Source organism: Chryseobacterium sp. SIMBA_029 (assembly GCF_046535275.1).
Classification (GTDB): Bacteria; Bacteroidota; Bacteroidia; order Flavobacteriales; family Weeksellaceae; genus Chryseobacterium.
This window is the reverse complement of record NZ_JAWRXA010000006.1, coordinates 130,353-149,999: the sequence shown is the minus strand read 5'-3', so window position 1 is coordinate 149,999 and position 19,647 is coordinate 130,353. Positions and strand designations below refer to the sequence as shown.

Genomic DNA, 19,647 nt, shown 5'->3' with positions numbered 1-19,647 from the left:
AATAGTTCTGGCGTACTTTATCGAAAGGATCTTGCATTGAAAAATAAGACTAAAGAAAAACGGTTGAAAATTTTTCCAGCCGTTTGATCAGTATTGAGCCTAATATTGGAGTTATTGCATTTTTTTTCCTGCAAATTTGTTCAGTTTCATGCTGAGAGAAAACATAACGTAGCGCTTTAAAATCAAATCTTCCCGGTCTTCGAAATAAGAATCGGTGATCGTTCTTTTTACGCTTTGATTTTGATTCAGGATATCATAGATTTTTACTTTCGCAGTAAACTGTTTTTTGAAAAATGAATAGCCTAGACTGGTATTCCAGAAATAAAAGTCCTTTTTAAAACCGGGCGCAATATTCGAGTTTGTATTGTATTCAAAATCATTTCCAAATACGAATTTGCTTTGGAAAAAGTAATTCGTAAGCTCCAGTTTTAAAGCCTGATTAGCGGTATTCACATTGGCGATACTGGAATTCACATAATTTGAAAAATTGTATCCAAGCCTGTAGGAAGGTTTTATGGTCATTTTATCCTTGATTTCATAGGTAACATTTAATCCCGGATTAAGGCTGTATGTATTACTGATAAATTGCTGACCATCGATAAAGTTTCTGTTGTAGCTATAATTCATATTAAATTTCGGGCTGATGGTAAGTTTGTTGGTCTTCCATTTAAACGTTTTGCTGAAACTTCCGCCTGCGTTAACGCTTTTATTCCCACTTACATTATCATACGTTACGATCTGTTTCCCCGAATTATCATAGGTAGAATAATTGATGATATCATTATTTCCGTAAGTAAAACCAACATTGAAATAGTAGCTGATGTTTTTTACGATATTAAAATTATTAAAATAAAGATACGTACGGTTGGTCCATGTGTTTTTCAAATCAGGTTTTCCCCGGTAGGTTATCAAAGGATTCGAGGTGTCTTCATAAGGAGTCAGTTGTTCTGCACTCGGAATATTGTAATCGGCGTAATGATAAATGCTCAGTCTTTTATTTTGCGAAAACTCATATTGGAAGTTCAGATTATACCCGGGCAATGCGAAGTTTTTCTGCAGATCATATTGCTTTGCATTGAAGGCAGAATTGATTTTCATATCCGTAATATCAAGATTCACCGATGCCCATACATTAATTTTCTTTTTGTTGAGTTCCAAGGAAAGCTCCGGAGAAAATTTATTAATATTTTGGTTCATACGGGTTGATAGAGGCACATTGTATTTAGAATACTGTCCTGTAGCATCATCAAAATCATTCACATCTCTCATATCCCGGGAAACCTTTGCGTCATAGCTAAGATTGGCTGTGATGTTCATTGAATCTGTGATAGGTTCTGAATAGGACGTGGTAAACCTGTAATTGTTGTTCTGGGTTTTATTATTGGCCCGTTGGTTTCGGTTGTCATTAGAATCTGAACCTTCGTAAAATATATTTTCAGATCGGTTCAGATTATTCGTTTTAGACTCGGAGATCGAACTATTGATATTGGCAGAAACTATGCGGCCCTTTTTTTTGAATTTTTTTGAAAAATAAATATTCGGATTGAAAGAATTACTTTCCGAATCAACGCTGCTGTACGAATCACTTTCATTAAGGAGGATGTTATCCCTTAAAGTAGCTGATTTAGAATTGTTGAAACTATATCCTTTGGATTTTGAAAAAGAGGGCGAAATATAAATACTCGTCAGAGAATCCAGTTTTATTTTTACAGAAGTATCAAAATTATATTGTCTGGACTCATTTTTACCGTTGCTTTCAGAATTGGTCTGTAAAGTATTGGCCGTTAAAAGCGTTGTTCTGGATGCTTTGGAACGGGTTTCGAGATTAGAATCACTATGCATCAGACTGAAACTGTCCAGGTCGGCATCTTTCCCGAACTTATCACTATAGCTGAATCCTATAGTTGTTGATCTCTGGATTCCTTTATTACCGCCGCCGCCTTGCATATAATAGGTGTTACCTCCAGATGTGGTAACAGTACCGCCTTGCATCATCCATGAATTTCGGCCCTGTCCCATGCTGTCAAAAACCTCATCACTGGAAAACCCCTGTGAGTTGATATTATTGGATGAAGCCAGAAGGCTGATCTTCGTGTCATTTTTAAAATAACTTACCAGTCCGCTTCCTTCATACCGCTTATCGGAACCATACCCAATGGTAAGCCTGGAAATAAGGCCTTTGTTTTTCTTTTCATCAATATTAAAATTGATGGTCGTATTGTTGGATTTCGGAGTTTTTCCGCTTAACTCTTCCTCTTTGGTTTTAGTGGTCGTAAACTGGATGTTTTTAATAAGATCTGCCGGCAGATTTTGCAATGCCACTTTACCGTCTTTATCAAAAAATGGCTTTCCGTTGATCATGATTTGATCCACTTCTTTTCCGTTAACAGTAATTTTCCCGTCATTGCTGACTTCCACACCGGGGATTTGTTTTAATAGTTCCTCAATCTTGCTGTCGGGCCGCACTTTGATAGAGGATGCATTAAATTCTATGGTATCTTTTTTAATCTTTACAGGAGAAACGGTAATTTTTACCTCATCAATATTAAATACTGAGTTTTTTTCAAGTTCCACATCCCCTAAAGAGAAGGATTTATCTATGCTTTCAAATTTTTTAGAATAGGAAGTCAGCTTTTCAGCATCAATCTTTAAAATAGAAGGTTCGTTCAGTTCATCCATTTTTAATGAAAATTTTCCTTCCTTGTTGGTCGCTGTATAATTGATGATGGATGAATCTTTTTGTTTTAAAAGATAAACCGTGGCATTTTCAATAGGTTTTTTGTCAAAATCTGCTACTTTTCCATCAATACTTAACTTTTGAGCATTTAAAAGAATGGCATTGAACATAAGGATCCACAGCAGTAAGATTTTTTTCATCATTAGTTTTTTTTCCGAGGCGTAAAAATATAAAAAAAAACATCCCTGTAAAGGGATGTTCATATTTAATTGTTGATTTTAAAAAGAATTATGCTTTCAAATATCTTGAATACGCATATCCTTCCTGTCCATCAGCATTTTTTACTTTCCACCAATCGTCAGAAGTCTGCTCGATTAATGTTACAGAAGCACCTTTCGCTGCTTTTCCTACAACAGCTGCTTCCGTAGAAGGCTCTTGTCTGATGTTAAGGTTAGAATCTTCAGTAGCTACCGTAAGAGAAGCTCCTGCAGCCAAACCTGCAACCTGTACGTCAAGATTGATGTCTGATGCTGAATAGGTAGAATCTATTGCTCCCAATGCATTCCAAACTGCATCTTTTGCTGCAGTATTTGAAGCATTACCGGAAACATATAGAATACCATCCTGCTCCTGAACCTGAAGATTTGCAATTCCTGCAGACTGAGCTGCTGAAATTACACCTGAATATTTATCTTGTAATGTGCTCATCTCTAGTTATTTTACAGTATAGTTATAATTTACTTTTCCAGCTTTTAAAGCATCTACAGATTGTTTGATTTTTCTTGCCTGTTCTTTAGAAACACTTCCGGTAAGAGTTAATTCACCGTTTACTACTTCTACTTTTACCGTTGGGAAATCTTTAACAGCATCCTGAACTTTTTTCTGAACTACAGGATCTACAGCCGAAGTGGTAGTTACGGGAGCAACCGGAGCCGGAGCAGCGATTGTAGACATGTCCATAACTTCTTTTACTCCTTTGATGGCTTTTAGCTGAGCGATCATAGCATCTTTAGACTGCTGATCAGGGAACGTTCCGCTTAAATGAGCAACTCCTTCTTTTACTTCTACAGAAGCACCAGGATTAGATGTTACTACAGTTGTAGCTTGAGTTTGAAGGTCAGCATCCGAAACTTTCTTTTTACAAGAAACAGCTCCAAATGATACAGCTATAGCCAATGCAGCCATTGCGATAGTTTTTTTCATATTGTATATTTATTAATGTTGTTAATACAGTCAAATGTAATAATAAAATTTGTACCAAAATAATAAATACCAGAGAAATATTTCTTTAATTTTTTACAATATTTTAGGAATCAGACATTTAATTTTATCGGATCATAAATGTAACATAGCGTTAGCCTTGTTTTAATAAAATCTGACACCAATTGAAAAACTATTATATTTGCGAAACTTGAACTATTTATATGAAAGGACAAAATAAACTGTTTATAGCAATTATTATTGCGCTTATCTTAGGGGTAGGCATTGGGGGGATGGTGCATCTGCAATATCCTGAAAGTGCAGAACCATTTTCTAAGAATATAAAACTGCTGGGAACTGTTTTTATCAGACTGGTACAAATGATTATCGCGCCATTGGTTTTTACCACACTGGTGGTAGGAATTGCTAAAATGAGCGATATCAAAATGATTGGAAGAGTAGGCACAAAAGCAATGCTGTGGTTTATTTCGGCCTCTTTAATTTCTCTTTTTATTGGATTAATGCTGGTTAACTGGCTGGAGCCGGGGCACATTACCAAATTGCCAATCCAGGATGCTGCATCTGCAGAAGATCTGTTGAAAAGCAGCAAAGGATTCTCTCTTGAAGATTTTGTAAAGCATGTCATTCCGAAAAGTTTATTCGAAGCTTTCGCCACCAATGAGGTACTGCAGATTGTAGTATTCTCTATTATGTTTGGGATTGCCCTGGCGAACCTGGGGGATGAATATGCTAAACCTGTAGTGAGGTTATTTGACATCGTGGCTCATGCCATCCTTAAAATGGTTGGATACATCATGTGGTTTGCGCCATTTGGAGTGTTGGGATCTATTGCTGCGGTAGTAGCCACCAACGGGTTTGAAATTTTTAAAGTATATGCTATCTATCTGAGAGACTTTTTCTTTGCACTAGGAGTTCTCTGGCTGGTTCTCTTACTGGTAGGGTACCTTATCTTAGGAAACCGTCTTTTTGAATTATTAAGAAGAATCAAAGCTCCTTTACTGATCGCATTCTCTACAACAAGCTCGGAAGCTGTATTTCCCAAACTGGTTGAAGAATTAGAAAAATTCGGATGCAATAATAGAGTAGTGTCTTTTATACTTCCGCTGGGATATTCTTTTAACCTGGATGGAAGTATGATGTATATGACTTTTGCATCCATATTTATCGCTCAGATTTACGGAATTGAAATGACGCTTGGCCAGCAGATTACCATGCTGTTGATATTAATGCTGACTTCAAAAGGAATTGCGGGAGTTCCAAGAGCTTCTCTTGTAATTATTGTAGCGACCTGCTCCATGTTTGGAATTCCTCCGGAAGGAATTGCCTTAATTCTGCCTATTGACCACTTCTGTGATATGGGAAGAAGTATGACCAATGTATTAGGAAATGCATTAGCGACTTCTGCCGTTTCGAAGTGGGAAGGACAGCTGGAAAACCATGGTGGAAATATGTAAATAACGAATTATCAATGTAGCGTATGCTAGTCAATGGTCAATAATGAAGGAGTGTAATTAAGTTTACAGGAAATTCATTATTGACCATTTATATTGTATAAAATTTTTGAAATGAATGTACAAGATCATAAAAATGTAATTCTTGAAAATGGGTTTGAAATTATCAACAATATTTTTTCCAACGAAGAAATTAATAAGATAATTTACGTTCTCGAAAACATCGATACATCAAAGGAAACTTTCAGAAAATCTGAAGATCTGTTTGCGATAAGACAGTTTTTAAAGGAAATTCCGGAGATCAAAGACCTCATCTTTAATGACAATATTAAAAAAGTTGTCCGGGAAATTTTCGGTAAGAAATATGTGGTGGTAAAAAGCATTTATTTTGATAAACCTGAAAAATCGAATTGGTATGTTGCCTATCATCAGGATTTAACGATTTCTGTTGATAAAAAAGTGAATCTGCCTGGTTTTGGTCCATGGACGACCAAACAGAATCAGTTTGCTGTACAACCTCCGTTGGATATTTTAGAAAACATATACACCATCAGAATTCACCTGGATGATACCGATGAACATAACGGAGCATTAAAAGTAGTTCCAAAATCACATTCCAAAGGAATTTACAGGTCGGAAACGATCGATTGGACCGTTGAAACCGAAGAAATATGCAGTGTAGAAAAAGGTGGGATCATGATCATGAAACCGCTGACGCTTCACGGCTCCAACAGAACAACGAATGGTAAAAAGAGAAGAGTCATTCATATCGAATTTTCAGATAGGGAACTACCTGAGGAACTGCAGTGGTCGGAACGAATGAATTAATCTCCAATTCATCAGAAATATAATAGTAAGAATCGTAACGATTTCAAAATAATACAATAAAACGACCTCTTTTACCGGAAAAGAGGTCGTTTTTTTAGTAAAGATCCTGTTTTTATTTCACCGAAATCTCATCCACGAAAATATAAGATTCACCGCCGGCGCCCTGGTGCCACTCCGGAAGTTTTCCAAAATGGTAGGCTTTTACTTTGATATATCGGGCTTCAGTCGGCAGAATCTCTGTTCCGAACTCTTTGGTCTGAACCTTTTCATCTTTTGGATCAACCGTATTGTCAACGGTTTTCAGAAGAATAAAATCTTTTCCGTTCATCGAGGCATAATATTCTACTTTTGAGGGCATCAGGATCCATGCTCTGCTGTCCTGAAGATAAGTGGAAGATAAATGAGTAAATTGCTGTGGAGACTGAAGATCAATAATCGCTTCAAAAGTTTGTCCCTGGTAGCCTTGCCATTCACCCTTCCTCCAGTTTTCACTTCCGTTGATGCCGTCGATAAGAGCTAATTTTCCACCCGCGGTATATTGTGCAGTAGGCGTTGCATTCACTGTAATATCCCAATGATTGGGCCTTCTGTTAAATTGCGCAGCCGTCACTGAACTTTTCTCTCCTTTTCTTTCCGAATATGCATGAACCTGAGTCGTTTTGTTGATGACGAACGGACCTTTGTAGGCAGTAAATGTTTTTCTGACATTCGCATCGCCTGCGTCCATGGTCATATAATACACTTTATCTTTTGGATCCAGCGGAGTAATTACCACTTTGGTGGAAAAATCAAAAATCCGGTCGGCTGCAATGACAGGTGAAGTGGTGAGCTGGGTATAGCTGAAATCTTTTGCAGGTTTTACATTTTCAAAACCAAGCTTTTGGAGCTCAGCTTTATCTGTACTTTTAGTGATCGTTTTAGTAGTGCCGTCTTCAAGATGGATTTTAATTTCATCAAAATAAGGGGTTGTTGTTTCCCACTCCGGTTTTCCGGGCGTCACAGAATAGATTCCCATTGAACTTAAAACGTACCATGCACTCATCTGTCCACAGTCTTCATTTCCGATCAGTCCATCTGGCGTATTTTTATAGAAGTTATCAAGAATATACCTGATTTTTTCGTCTGTTTTTTGAGGTTTGTCCACAAAGTTATACAGATAGGCAATATGATGGCTCGGTTCATTTCCCTGGGCATACTGTCCCATTAAACCCGTGATATCCACCTGTTCCCTGCCTGTAGTTTTATCAGAAGCGGAGAAAATAGCATCAATGAATTTTTCAAATTTTTCTTTCCCTCCATGAGCAGCAATCAATCCCGGAATATCCTGCTGCACAGAATAAGAATAATGCCATGAGTTTCCTTCCGTGTAGTTATTATTGACTTCACGCGGATCAAACGGTTCATACCAGTTTCCGTTTTTTCTCGGCTGCATAAAGCCATTGTTGGGATTATACAGGTTTTTCCAGTTTTGGGAACGTTTCATAAAATACTGGTAATCCTCTTTTTTACCTAAAATTTTAGCCATTTGAGCAATACACCAGTCATCATAGGCATATTCTACCGTTTTGGAAACACTTTCATGCTCATCATCTATACTGATGTAATTATTTTGTTTGTAAGCATTCAACCCGAAAATATCCAGCATAGCAGAATTTTTAGACGCTTCAAATGCTTTTTCATAATCGAATCCCTGGATTCCTTTAGCCATGGCATCAGCAATCACAGAAACCGAGTGATAGCCTATCATGCATTCTGTTTCATTGGAGGCCAGTTCCCATACCGGAAGTTTACCACCCTGTTCGTATTGTTTAATGAAAGTATTAATAAAATCTGCCGTTCTTTTTCTGTCGATTAACGTCATGAGAGGATGAGCACCCCGGAAGGTATCCCAAAGAGAAAATACCGAATAATAATCGAATCCTTTTGCGGTGTAGAACTTATTGTCACGGCCTCTGTATTTTCCGTCAACATCCATATTGATATTGGGCTGTGTGAAAACATGGTATAATGCGGTATAAAATACGCTCAGTTTATCCTTGTCAGCTGATTGTACTTCAATTTTTGAAAGTTCTTTATTCCATTCTGCTTCGGCCTGTTTTTGTATTGTTGCAAAATCATTGGATTTTCCTTCTTCCAGCATATTTTTGGCGGCTCCTTCATAACCCGTTGGAGAAATAGAAACTTTTACATTAATTTTCTCTCCTTTTTTTACAGATGTTGAAAAGGCCAGGGCCAGTCTGGTTCCTGCATACAGATTGCTTTCCTGTTTTCCATTCACGTCTTTTTTAGAGATCTTCATGGGTTTTGAAAACTCAATGCGTGCATAAATGTACTGGTTGGTGGCCCAGGCCTCACTTCGTCTGAAAACCTCTATGGTTTTATCATCAATCACCCTCACTTCACCTTCGAGTAGTTTATCCCGGTGGTTCAGGTCTAGTATAATATTGGCATTTCCTGCGCTGTTGAAAGTATATTCATGATATCCGACTCTTTTTGTAGTGGTAAGCCGGACATCAATATTGTTTTTATCGAGCTTAACCGAATAAAATCCAGCTGTTGCTTTTTCATTTTTGTGAGAGAATTTTGAAGAATAGTCTTTATTATTCAAACTGGGATTTCCCATCGTAGGCATCAGCATAATGTCTCCATAATCAGAAACACCGGTTCCGTTAAGATGGGTATGAGAAAAACCATAGATCACCGAATCTGAATAATGGTAGCCGCTACATCCGTCCCAGCTCCCGTCTATTCTGGTATCAGGAGAAAGCTGCACCATTCCGAAAGGAACGATAGCTCCGGGAAAAGTGTGTCCGTGACCTCCGGTTCCAATAAAGGGATTTACATACTGCGAATAGTCTTGGGAAGATACTATCTGAGCAATGAATAAAGAGAATATGACCAGGCTTTTTTTCATACGATAATTTATGTTGGCGAATATATTGAAAAAAATGAGGCCTGTAAAATGTAATAAAAGAAACAGAAGCATTGTCTTAATAGAAACGATACCATGACAAGAACCCTATTTTCCATTGTACTGCTTCTCCCTATTTTAGCTTTTTCACAGCGTATTACCGGCAAAATTGCAAGGGAGGGAAGTGCAGCTTCATACATAGAGATTATGGCAGTTAAAGATAAAACGAAACATACCACTATTTCTGATGAAAAAGGAAAATACACCCTTAGTCTTTCTGAAAATGGAAATTACAACATCAGATTGATACAGGATGGAACCGAACTGTTGAATACAACCATTACGGTAACCGGAGATGCAGAAAAAGATTTTTATATTGAAAAAAAAGAAGAAAAACAGATTGAAGGGATTACCCTTACACCCAGAAAAAAACTGATTGAAAGAAAAGCAGACCGCCTGATTTATAATATATCCAATTCTATTGCTTCCCAGGGAATGGATGGAGTGGAAGCACTTGGCAATACTCCGTTGATAAAAGTGGATGAAAGTTCGGGAATTTCCATTGTTGGAAAAAGTGGTGTAGCAGTAATGATCAATGAAAGGATGCTGAATCTTTCAGGAAGTGAATTGATCAATTATTTGAAAAGTTTACGGTCAGAAAATATTGAAAAAATAGAAATAATCACGGCGCCGCCTGCGAAATATGAAGCACAGGGAAACAGCGGATTAATCAATATTGTTTTAAAGAAAAACCAGAATCTGGGCTGGAGCGGCAGTTTTACAACAAGTTTGTTGCAAACAACGTATACCGGCGGGGCAAACAATGCTTCAGTCAATTATCAGAATGGAAAACTTCGCTCATCATTGAAGGTACGGCATTATGATACCCAAAAACATTCCTCAGAAAATTATAAAATTGTTGGTGCCGATGGTTTAATCAGTTCAGATGATAGAACAGATTTTGGAAATGGTATCGGAGCCAATCTGAGTGTAGATTATCAACTGGCAGCAAAATCTAATGTAGGATTTGTTTACGATTATGGCTACGGACATTCTAATATGAATATCCAGAATACCTCAGATTATTTTCAACTGGGAAATTATACCAATACTCTGTCAACCTATGCCGAGCACCGTTCCAACAATAAACAGCAAACGGTAAGTGCCTATTATGATGTGAAATTTGGAAAAAAGGATCACAAACTGAGTATTACAGGGAATTATTTCTCTAATATGCCAGAGAATACTATCGATTTCAATACTATAGAGAGCTCGGGGAATAATTTTGTTGTAAGAACACCTTCTAGGGTTGATTACAAAATTTATTCAGGACAGGCCGATCTTACTTTGCCTTATGCATTTGCAAAAACAGAGACGGGAATAAAATTCACCAACTTTGATAATAATTCAAATGTTTCCTATCAAAACTTGATCGGTAATACCTATCAGACTGATCCTGCAAAAAGCAATGTCTTTGAATATAACGAGAAAAATTATGCCGCTTATGTAAGCCTGGAAAAAGAATTTAATGAAAAATGGTCGGCAAAAGCAGGACTTAGATATGAACATTCTACAGTCACCGGTAATTCTTTAACTTCAGGGCAGAATACTTCGAATTCGTACGGTAAATTTTTCCCGACCGCCTATATTGCTTATAAAAGTGATGAAAATAATACATTCAGTATTAATTATTCAAAAAGGATCAACAGACCGGATTTCCGGGCGATTAACCCTTACCGATGGTATATTAATGTCAATTCCTATTTTACCGGAAATCCTCTGTTAAAGCCTTCCATTAACCATAATATTGAACTGGCCTATATTTATAAAGGAAAATTATCTGCATCCGCCTATTTCCAGCGAACGCTTAATGCATTTGGCCAGCTGGTTAATCTTGAAGGAGAAAATAAGATCAGTACTTTCAATAACTTTTACAATCAGAACAGTGCAGGGATTTCGTTGAACTATTCAGATACTTTTTTTACCTTTTGGGAAGCCAATTATTCCGCGGACCTATCTTCTATGAAGACTCAGGTTTTTGCTACCGATGCCGCATCCAGAAAAGGAAGTACCTATACGATGAATTTTCAGAATAATATATCGCTCAATAGCAATAAAACAGTTCAGTTATTTTTTAATTATTGGTTTCGTTTACCTTCAAGTTTTGGAAATTCATATTCCTATTTTGTAGGAAACTTCACGTCAGGTGTTAAACTGAATTTTATGGAGAAAAACCTGCAGATGAATCTGTATGTTTCAGATATTTTCAGACAGGCTAAAAGCAATGGTGAAATCTATTATACCAATGCAACGCATTTCTATGATAATTATTATGACGGAAGAAGGCTTACCTTGTCGGTAACCTATAATTTCGGAAACAAGAAAATAAAAGGAACAGACCGAAATGTAAAATTTGATGAGAAAAATAGGGCAAATTAGAAACTGTTTTTCCTAACCTGTTGATTATTAAATGAAATATTTTACCTGTTGGCATTTTATGATGCCCCCTATCGATTTTCTCAATACTTGATTTTACTTATTCTAAATAGGTAAAATTTCCGTAAATTTGTGAACAATTTATATTTATATGTTGACGAAAGAAAAGGTTCAGGATTTCCTTAAAGAGATAGAAGTAGACGACTTAGTAAGTAATTTTCAAGTAATGGGTAACGATGTATATATCGACATGACCGCCCATTCACCTGCAATGCATGAGAAAAAGAAGTTAGAGGCTGCCATGAAGCAGGCTTTTGCAAGCGAGTTTGGAGAGGACATTAACTTAAAACTTAAGATTGTTTCTCCGGAACCAAGCGAAATCCAGCAAAGCCAGATTAAAGGAAGACAAATTCCAGGAATTCAAAATATTATTGCCATCGCTTCCGGAAAAGGAGGAGTTGGAAAATCTACAGTTGCTGCAAATATGGCAGTAACGTTAGCAAAAATGGGTTTCAAAGTAGGATTATTAGACGCTGATATCTATGGACCATCTGTTCCTACCATGTTTGATACAGAAGGACAGAAGCCAATCTCGGTAGACGTAAACGGAAAAAGCCTGATGAAACCTATTGAAAATTATGGCGTGAAAATGCTTTCAATTGGATATTTTTCAGGAGCTAATCAGGCAGTAGTGTGGAGAGGTCCTATGGCTTCAAAAGCATTAAACCAGATGATAAGAGATGCAGACTGGGGAGAATTAGACTTTTTACTGATCGATCTTCCTCCGGGAACAGGAGATATCCACTTATCCATCATTCAGGAAGTTCCTGTAACTGGTGCAGTTATCGTGAGTACGCCTCAGCACGTTGCATTGGCAGACGTTAGAAAAGGGATTGCGATGTTCCAGATGGAAAGTATCAGTATTCCGGTTCTTGGATTAATCGAAAATATGGCGTATTTTTCGCCGGAAGAATTGCCTGACAATAAATATTATATCTTTGGAAACCAGGGAGCGCAATATTTAGCAGAAGATTTGGGAATTCCTGTATTGGGAGAGATTCCTTTGATCCAAAGCATCAGAGAAGCAGGAGATGTCGGAAGACCAGCTGCCTTGCAGGAGAATTCTAAAATTGCAGAGATCTACACAGATACTGCCCGTAAAATGATCGAAAGCCTTGTAGAAAGAAATAAGAGCCTTCCTCCTACAGAAGCTGTAAAAATTACAACAATGGCAGGATGCTCGCCAAAGGCAAAAAAATAATTTTTCAAGTACATTGAAGAAAAACCGAATTGAACTGAAGAAAATATGGAAACAAATATAAAACACGAAGATACCGTAACAAGAGTAATGGAAGGCTTGGAAAGCATTCGTCCGTTCCTTAATAAAGACGGTGGAGATATTGAACTTATCGATGTGAAGGATAATCAGGTTTTTGTTAGACTTTTAGGAAACTGTTCAGGCTGTTCACTGAATTTTTCTACCCTAAAATTAGGAGTGGAAAATACCATCAAACAGCATGCTCCGGAAATTCAGAAAGTGATTAACGTAGAGTAAAAAATACAACAGATATATTTTTTAAAGACAGGCCCAAAAAGCCTGTCTTTTTTTGTGGAACTGATTAATTTTTGACCAGTTTCTTTGTTACCGTTTTTCCATTTTGAAACTCTGTTTTTATAGCATCAACTTTCCAATATTATTGGAAATTAAGAAGTCATATTTTATATTAAAGAACAAGGCGTTTTTTGTTATTTTTAATTGAAAATGTCATTTTTTTTAATTATATTTGAGAAAACGCACAAATTATGTTCGGATTTCTTCAAAACCTGGAACCCCTTAATCAAGGCTTTTGGTATATTGCTCTAGCGGCCAGTTTGATATTTTTAATTCAAACTGTTCTTACCTTTATAGGAGGTGGCCACGGAGACGGTATTCATGCCGACTTTAGTGATGCAGGGCATACTGATACTCCTTTTCAACTATTCTCTTTTAGAAATCTTATTAATTTTTTGTTAGGATTCGGGTGGAGTGGAGTCGCATTTTACAATTCGGTAGACAATAAAACGCTTTTGATCTTCATTTCAGTGGTGATTGGTGCCGGATTTATATTCCTGTTTTTCATTCTGATCCTTCAAATCTTAAAACTCACCGAAGATAATACCTTTAAAATGGAGAATCTGATTGGAAGAGTAGGAGAGGTATACCTTACCATTCCGGCTAACATGGGTGGCAAAGGAAAGATTTTGATTTCTGTAAACGGTGCCAATCATGAGCTTCAGGCGATGACAGAATCTGAAGAAAACATTCCGTCCAGTCATTCTGTACGGGTCATTTATATCTATGACGAAGTGCTTGTTGTTGCTGAAATTTAATATGTTATCAACTTTTATAAACTATATATGGAAATTCCAGGAAGTCTTATTCTTACACTAGTCATTGCACTGGTGCTATTCGTCACCTTTTTAGCTCTTATTTCGAGGTATAAAAGATGTCCTTCAGATAAAATTTTAGTGATTTACGGTAAAACCGGGGGAAGCTCTGCAAAATGTATCCATGGAGGAGGTGCTTTCGTATGGCCGGTTATTCAGGATTATGCTTATCTGGATCTGAAACCGATTTCTATTGAAGCTAACCTTACGAATGCGTTATCCAGACAGAACATCCGTGTAGATGTACCCTGCCGTTTTACGATTGCTATTTCTACAGAACCGGATTCTATGGGAAATGCTGCCGAACGTTTGCTGGGACTTGTTCCGGAACAGATTCAGGAGCTTTCTAAAGATATCCTTTTCGGACAGCTGCGTTTGGTTATTGCAACCATGACCATTGAAGAAATTAATTCAGACAGAGATAAATTTTTGGATAATATTTCTAAAAATGTCGATACTGAATTAAAGAAAATAGGGTTGAAATTAATTAACGTGAACGTTACGGATATCAGAGACGAATCCGGATATATTGAAGCTTTAGGAAAGGAGGCAGCTGCAAAAGCGATTAATGAGGCCATCATCAGTGTAGCTGAGCAAACCAAGATCGGAGAAACCGGAAAGGCCATTGCAGATAGAGAAAAAGATACTCAGATTGCAGAAACGCAGCGAGACAGAGATGTTAAAATTGCCATCACGCAAAAAGACAGGGAAGTAAGTATTGCCGCAGCAGGTAAAGATGAAGCTATTGGGAAAGCAGAGGCCGCAAAAGAAGCCCGGATCGCTACTTCATTAGCCAACTCAATCGCTGTAAAAGGAGAGAACGAGGCTAAAATTACCATTGCCAATTCTGATGCTGAAAGAAGAGAAAAAGAAGCGGAAGCTTTAAGAATCGCTACCGCAGCAGAAAAAGTACAGGCCGCAAGATCTTTGGAAGAATCCTATCTTGCTGAACAGAAAGCGGAAACTGCAAGAGCCGAGAGAGAACGTTCTACACAGCAGGCCAATATCGTCGTTCATGCAGAAATTGCAAAACAAAAAGCGATTATTGATGCACAGGCGGAAGCCGAAAAGATCCGTGTACAGGCTAAGGGAGAAGCAGATGCTATTTTTGCGAAAATGGAAGCCGAAGCGAAAGGTTTATATGAGATCCTGACGAAGCAGGCAGAAGGATATGACAAAATTATACAGGCCGCAGGTGGTGATACCAACAGTGCCTTCCAGTTACTATTAATTGAAAAGCTTCCTGAATTGGTGAAAACCCAGGTTGAAGCCGTTAAAAATATTAAGATTGATAAAATTACGGTTTGGGACAGCGGAAACGGACAGGATGGCGGAACCTCAACTTCTAATTTTGTTTCCGGAATGATGAAATCGGTGCCGCCTTTGAACGATCTTTTTAATATGGCCGGACTGAATTTACCCGAGTACCTTAAAGGAAAACCTGAAGAAGTACAGAAGGAAATTATAAAGGTGATCGAGAAAAAAGAGAAACAGAATTTTGATGATATGACAATAAGCAATAATGATCCGACAGGGGATCTTCCACAAGCTTAGATATTTAATAATTATAAGTTTCGGGCGGAAAGCTTTGCTTTCCGCCCGAAACTGTTTTTAGGCTTATTTCAAAATAATTTTTACGTCAAATTCTTTAAAAGTTTCAATAATTGTATTGAATTTAGTTTTTAAAAATTTTTTACTTTTTTCATGATTATTCCAGGTTAATTCTGAAATTGATTTTACACCGAAATTACTTCTTAAGCAGTCATATAATGCATATGAGTTTCGACCAAAATATCCGGTAATTCCATTGACCTCTTCTCCTAAAATACAGAAAAATTCATCCAGATTATGAAATTCATTTCCGTCAATTTGGATTTTAATATTTTCTTTTTCAATTTCAGGCTTATTATAATGTAAAGCAAATGTTAACCAGCCTTGCAACTCATCTTTTTTAAATTGTTTCCAAACATTTTTATGCGTAATCTCATTATTAATGATCATTTTGTAAGCCTTATGAAAACCTTTGGGATGATGCCATACATAGCCACTCAATGTAACATTATTCTTTTTAGACTTAATAATTCTGATGTTACTTATGAAAGTTGAGACTACAACTGATTTATTTTCATCAAGTAAGTGAATATAACCTTGGTTATTATAAATTTTGCTAGCTTTTTCTATTTCCAATTTTAATTTTTCTGTATTTTGAACATTGATCAATCTCAATTCTCTATATCCGAGATTAGTTTTATTATTCTCAAGATTTTTAACATCATCAATAGATGTGATGATTTGTAGTTCTTGTAGAGTTTCGAGTGCAAATACAAACATAATTATGGTCTGGTATTTTTAATAATTTCTTTAATCACTTTCAAAATCTCAGTTGACTTTTCTACTATAAAAAGTATTTTAATGTTTTTAACAGCTTTCAATGAACTGAGTTTTTATGTGTCTTGTGCTTTCACTAAAATAATAAAATCTAAAACTAATCAATTTTCCAACAATAAAAAAGCTCCGGAAATTCCGGAGCTTTGCGATGGACTCAATATTTAATTCTACTTTATAATGACTCTCTTAATCTGTCCTTCCGAAGTTTTTACAAGATAAACTCCTGTAGAGAGTTGTGATGTGTTGATTGTCAGAGCATTTTTCTCTTTTCCGACTAATTTACCTGACATATCATACAATTCATAATCCTGAACCCTGTTGAAGTACAACGTGCTTCCTTTAGCTACAGGATTAGGGAATACATTGAATGTTGCTTTTTCAGTTTTTGTTTCTCCGGTTCCTAAAGTAGGAGAGGAAGCCACTTCATACATCGATAAAGTTCCGCTGATCTCGTTGGCAACGATCACATATCCTTTTCCGGTAGTGGTGTTTTCAGGAGCGATATAAGTAATTCCTTCCGGTCCGTTATCACCTCCGTAAGCTGAAGTGGAACGGGAATGTTTGTAATCTGTGAAAGTCGGGCTGTTGGGATCTGTGATATTATACACCATAACACCGCCGGTTCTTTCTAAAGTAATAAACGCATACGTCTGCCCGTTGATGGTCGCTAATGCTACTCCTTCCGGCTCAGGTCCTTTTGCACGGCTTCTGTTTTTAGCACCATTAGCTTCATTGTCAGCATTGAAGATCAAAGGATGATAGGCTGCAATATATCGTTCAAAACGGTCTCCGCTGTCGTAAATGATTTGTTTGGTGTCCGCATTGAAGATTGAAAATGAACGGGCTCCCAATGCATTGATTTCTTCAAATTCAGCATCGCCGTCCGTATTTCCGTTGACATTGGTTACTCTAAACCTTCCCAGATTGTGAGAAGCTTTTAAAACAGCAGCATCCGGAAAAAGACCAGGATCTAAAGCATATCCGTTTGCTCCGACCGTTGTTCTTTCACTAAAACCCGTAAGGTCTTTTTCATCACCTTCATTAGCGGTTACAATATAGTGGGTATTTCCAACTTTATAGTTTTGCACCGCATCCGGTGTATAATAAGCTTTTACAGGCCAGTTGGCAATCAGTATTTCTCCGTTATTATCAGACGCATCAAATCCGTTTCCGGGAAGGCTCATGTCTTTTTTACCCAATCCCCATATGCTGGTTATGGTTTTTGTAGCAAGATTGACTTCAGCGACGGCATTGTTCTCCTGAAGGGTCACCCAAGCTTTCTGACTGTCTGCACTTACGGTAACATATTCAGGTTCCAGATCCTGAGAAAGAGTATTGTTGTTTCTTACTTTTCGCAATCCGGTAGCTGTTAAAGCAGCAAGCTGTGATTCGAAATTATTAAAATTAAGAGTCGTTACATTGCTTTGACCAAGGCTCCCTATGCCTCCGGAGATATCAATAATACTGATGGATCCTTCCGGATCTACAGTATAAGCATCATTCGGTTCACCTTCATTGGCGGTGATCACCTTGGTTCCGTCCGGACTGAAAGTGACCATATCGGGTAATGCTCCAACAGTAACCTGCTTCAGGAAATTTCCATTAATGTCAAAGAAAACAACAGAACCGTTCTGCTGTGGATTGGCATTAGGAGAAGCCGCCGCAATAATTCCGTTTTTCACGGCAATACTTGTAATTCCGCCATAAGGAGCCATATTCACCGTATTGATCACAGATGGAGTGCTGGGAGTACTGAAATTGATAATATCAAAAACATCAGTCAGTGAGCTGATGGTAAATAACCGCTGGGTGGCGGGATCATGTACTACAATTTCCGTAGAACTGGTACTGTTTCCGGACGGGTCAAAACTTCCGAGATAGTTCAGCTGAATCTGATGGGAAGGAACCGGAGCGGGTTTATCATTATCAACAATATAAACCGTTGCTGTATTATCACCGGTAATAGTGGTACCTACAGGATTTTCAAGACTTAATACAAAATATTCAGCGCTCTGTTCTTCCAGGGTATCATCAATGATCGGAATGTTTACCGTATAATTCGTCGCAGAAGGAGTGATATTAATGGTCTGGCTGCTGAATGTAAAATCACTGCTGTCTGCAGTATTGAACGGAGCAGGTTTTACCACCAGGTTGACACTCGATGTGGAAGGGTTATTAACATTAATTTTAAAACTTAAAGTTCCTGCATTCTCATTGACTGTAATAAAATTTCTGTCCAGAGAAACTGATGTTCCGGCTGTCGTAAATACTGTTGAAGTGGCTGAGGTGACACCATTGTCACTAAAATCTTCAACGGTATTGGGTTTCAAAGCTACATAATATGATTGATTGGGAACTAAACCTGCAGTTGGAATTATAGTAATTTTATTGTTGCTGAACGTAGTAGTAAAGGGAACGGGAGTACCTGAAGCATTTCCTAAACGGAATTCTACAAGATTTTGTGCATTAGAATCGGTGATCGCGGAATTGTCTGTTTGTCTTACATTTTCATTAAAAGAAATGGTGGGATTTACAGTACCTGATACATTATTTGTGTTGTTGGCGGGAAGGTAAGTGACCGTTGGTGGAGTGGTGTCAACGCTGCCTGTTGCGGAGCCATCCATTGTGAAATTGTCGAAACGGTTGTTACCAACAGTTCCTCCCGTACCAGCGGAAAATTCAACTTTTAATTTAAAATTCGGATTGTTTGCAACCCCGGAAACAGATGAAAAATCAAAGGTAATCAGTTGCGGATTTGCATCCTGTGGAGTAACGGTTTGATAAGGCTGGAAAGTAAGACCGTCAGTAGAGTAGGACCAGGTTTGAGTACCTGCCCCGGAACCCGATCTTCTGGTGGTGAATTTTATAATAATATTGTTATATCCTGTCGTAGGCAGAGAAAACTGTAAAGCTCCACCGATAGGATTGTTGAATCTCAGGTGTGTTCCGGAAGGATCATTGTTCCGGGCATTGAAATTGGCTATATCAAAATTCTGATTGACTCCTCCTGCCGGATCTATTTCGCTTGTTCCCCCTGCAATAGCAGCAAGAGATCCTCCTGCCAATGTGGAAGTCGGCGTGGTAATAGAAGAAACCGAAGAGTTGCTGTTAAAATTCCAGTAATGGATAAGAGTTTGTCCGAAGAGACCGCCCTGAAGAAAAAAAGCGGCGATGACAAACCCTTTTAAGAAGTAGTTATTGGTCATTTTTACTTTACTTTATTTCATGCAAAAATGAACTTTATTATCTCTAAACATTTTACGGGAATCTTAAGAAATGTTTAATAATAAGTACTTTCTATTCAATAT

Annotated in this window: 13 protein-coding genes; 7 read left to right on the top strand and 6 right to left on the bottom strand. The window is 37.6% G+C overall.

Annotated elements, in window-relative coordinates; genetic code table 11:
• Window positions 1-111 precede the first annotated feature (111 nt).
• The 3 genes from SB679_RS12510 to SB679_RS12500 all read right to left on the bottom strand — a co-directional run bounded on the left by SB679_RS12510 (window position 112) and on the right by SB679_RS12500 (window position 3,880).
• A complete protein-coding gene (locus SB679_RS12510; protein ID WP_410702665.1) occupies window positions 112-2,877 on the bottom strand; it encodes an outer membrane beta-barrel protein in 2,766 nt (921 codons plus the stop codon).
• Window positions 2,878-2,965: 88 nt separating this feature from the next.
• Window positions 2,966-3,385, bottom strand: coding sequence for an SH3 domain-containing protein (locus SB679_RS12505; protein ID WP_410702663.1), 420 nt, complete (start codon window positions 3,383-3,385; stop codon window positions 2,966-2,968).
• A gap of 6 nt (window positions 3,386-3,391) precedes the next feature.
• Window positions 3,392-3,880, bottom strand: a complete 489-nt coding sequence (locus SB679_RS12500) for a BON domain-containing protein (protein WP_410702661.1) — start codon at window positions 3,878-3,880, stop codon at window positions 3,392-3,394.
• A 221-nt stretch (window positions 3,881-4,101) separates the two neighbouring features.
• Here SB679_RS12500 and SB679_RS12495 point away from each other — a divergent pair, with 221 nt between their 5' ends.
• Window positions 4,102-5,352: a dicarboxylate/amino acid:cation symporter gene (locus SB679_RS12495; RefSeq protein ID WP_410702659.1), complete on the top strand. Its 1,251-nt coding sequence runs from the start codon at window positions 4,102-4,104 to the stop codon at window positions 5,350-5,352.
• A 111-nt stretch (window positions 5,353-5,463) separates the two neighbouring features.
• On the top strand, window positions 5,464-6,177 hold the full coding sequence (locus tag SB679_RS12490; protein ID WP_410702657.1) for a phytanoyl-CoA dioxygenase family protein: 714 nt from the start codon (window positions 5,464-5,466) through the stop codon (window positions 6,175-6,177).
• A gap of 112 nt (window positions 6,178-6,289) precedes the next feature.
• On the opposite strand, the gene SB679_RS12485 is transcribed toward SB679_RS12490, so the two are convergent.
• Window positions 6,290-9,091 (bottom strand): GH92 family glycosyl hydrolase, encoded by a 2,802-nt coding sequence (locus tag SB679_RS12485; RefSeq protein WP_410702656.1) that lies wholly within the window; start codon window positions 9,089-9,091, stop codon window positions 6,290-6,292.
• A gap of 93 nt (window positions 9,092-9,184) precedes the next feature.
• Here SB679_RS12485 and SB679_RS12480 point away from each other — a divergent pair, with 93 nt between their 5' ends.
• The 5 genes from SB679_RS12480 (at window position 9,185) to SB679_RS12460 (ending at window position 15,505) form a co-directional block, all read left to right on the top strand.
• Window positions 9,185-11,527 (top strand): TonB-dependent receptor domain-containing protein, encoded by a 2,343-nt coding sequence (locus SB679_RS12480; RefSeq protein WP_410702655.1) that lies wholly within the window; start codon window positions 9,185-9,187, stop codon window positions 11,525-11,527.
• Between the two features lie 148 nt (window positions 11,528-11,675).
• Window positions 11,676-12,785, top strand: coding sequence for an Mrp/NBP35 family ATP-binding protein (locus tag SB679_RS12475; protein WP_410702653.1), 1,110 nt, complete (start codon window positions 11,676-11,678; stop codon window positions 12,783-12,785).
• Between the two features lie 45 nt (window positions 12,786-12,830).
• Entirely contained in the window at window positions 12,831-13,079 is a 249-nt protein-coding gene (locus tag SB679_RS12470; RefSeq protein ID WP_051881798.1) for a NifU family protein, read from the top strand.
• Window positions 13,080-13,327: 248 nt separating this feature from the next.
• On the top strand, window positions 13,328-13,894 hold the full coding sequence (locus tag SB679_RS12465) for a serine protease (protein ID WP_410702652.1): 567 nt from the start codon (window positions 13,328-13,330) through the stop codon (window positions 13,892-13,894).
• 27 nt (window positions 13,895-13,921) lie between these two features.
• Window positions 13,922-15,505, top strand: coding sequence for a flotillin family protein (locus SB679_RS12460; protein ID WP_410702651.1), 1,584 nt, complete (start codon window positions 13,922-13,924; stop codon window positions 15,503-15,505).
• Between the two features lie 63 nt (window positions 15,506-15,568).
• Here the strand turns inward: SB679_RS12460 and SB679_RS12455 are convergent, their stop codons facing one another.
• Window positions 15,569-16,282: a barstar family protein gene (locus SB679_RS12455; protein ID WP_410702650.1), complete on the bottom strand. Its 714-nt coding sequence runs from the start codon at window positions 16,280-16,282 to the stop codon at window positions 15,569-15,571.
• Between the two features lie 224 nt (window positions 16,283-16,506).
• Window positions 16,507-19,545, bottom strand: coding sequence for a choice-of-anchor I family protein (locus tag SB679_RS12450; protein ID WP_410702649.1), 3,039 nt, complete (start codon window positions 19,543-19,545; stop codon window positions 16,507-16,509).
• Window positions 19,546-19,647 lie beyond the last annotated feature (102 nt).

Bases quoted from the DNA above. Each gene is read 5' to 3' on its own strand.
- SB679_RS12510 (WP_410702665.1), bottom strand. From the start codon at position 2,877: ATGAAAAAAATCTTACTGCTGTGGATCCTTATGTTCAATGCCATTCTT.
- SB679_RS12505 (WP_410702663.1), bottom strand. From the start codon at position 3,385: ATGAGCACATTACAAGATAAATATTCAGGTGTAATTTCAGCAGCTCAG.
- SB679_RS12500 (WP_410702661.1), bottom strand. From the start codon at position 3,880: ATGAAAAAAACTATCGCAATGGCTGCATTGGCTATAGCTGTATCATTT.
- SB679_RS12495 (WP_410702659.1), top strand. From the start codon at position 4,102: ATGAAAGGACAAAATAAACTGTTTATAGCAATTATTATTGCGCTTATC.
- SB679_RS12490 (WP_410702657.1), top strand. From the start codon at position 5,464: ATGAATGTACAAGATCATAAAAATGTAATTCTTGAAAATGGGTTTGAA.
- SB679_RS12485 (WP_410702656.1), bottom strand. From the start codon at position 9,091: ATGAAAAAAAGCCTGGTCATATTCTCTTTATTCATTGCTCAGATAGTA.
- SB679_RS12480 (WP_410702655.1), top strand. From the start codon at position 9,185: ATGACAAGAACCCTATTTTCCATTGTACTGCTTCTCCCTATTTTAGCT.
- SB679_RS12475 (WP_410702653.1), top strand. From the start codon at position 11,676: ATGTTGACGAAAGAAAAGGTTCAGGATTTCCTTAAAGAGATAGAAGTA.
- SB679_RS12470 (WP_051881798.1), top strand. From the start codon at position 12,831: ATGGAAACAAATATAAAACACGAAGATACCGTAACAAGAGTAATGGAA.
- SB679_RS12465 (WP_410702652.1), top strand. From the start codon at position 13,328: ATGTTCGGATTTCTTCAAAACCTGGAACCCCTTAATCAAGGCTTTTGG.
- SB679_RS12460 (WP_410702651.1), top strand. From the start codon at position 13,922: ATGGAAATTCCAGGAAGTCTTATTCTTACACTAGTCATTGCACTGGTG.
- SB679_RS12455 (WP_410702650.1), bottom strand. From the start codon at position 16,282: ATGTTTGTATTTGCACTCGAAACTCTACAAGAACTACAAATCATCACA.
- SB679_RS12450 (WP_410702649.1), bottom strand. From the start codon at position 19,545: ATGACCAATAACTACTTCTTAAAAGGGTTTGTCATCGCCGCTTTTTTT.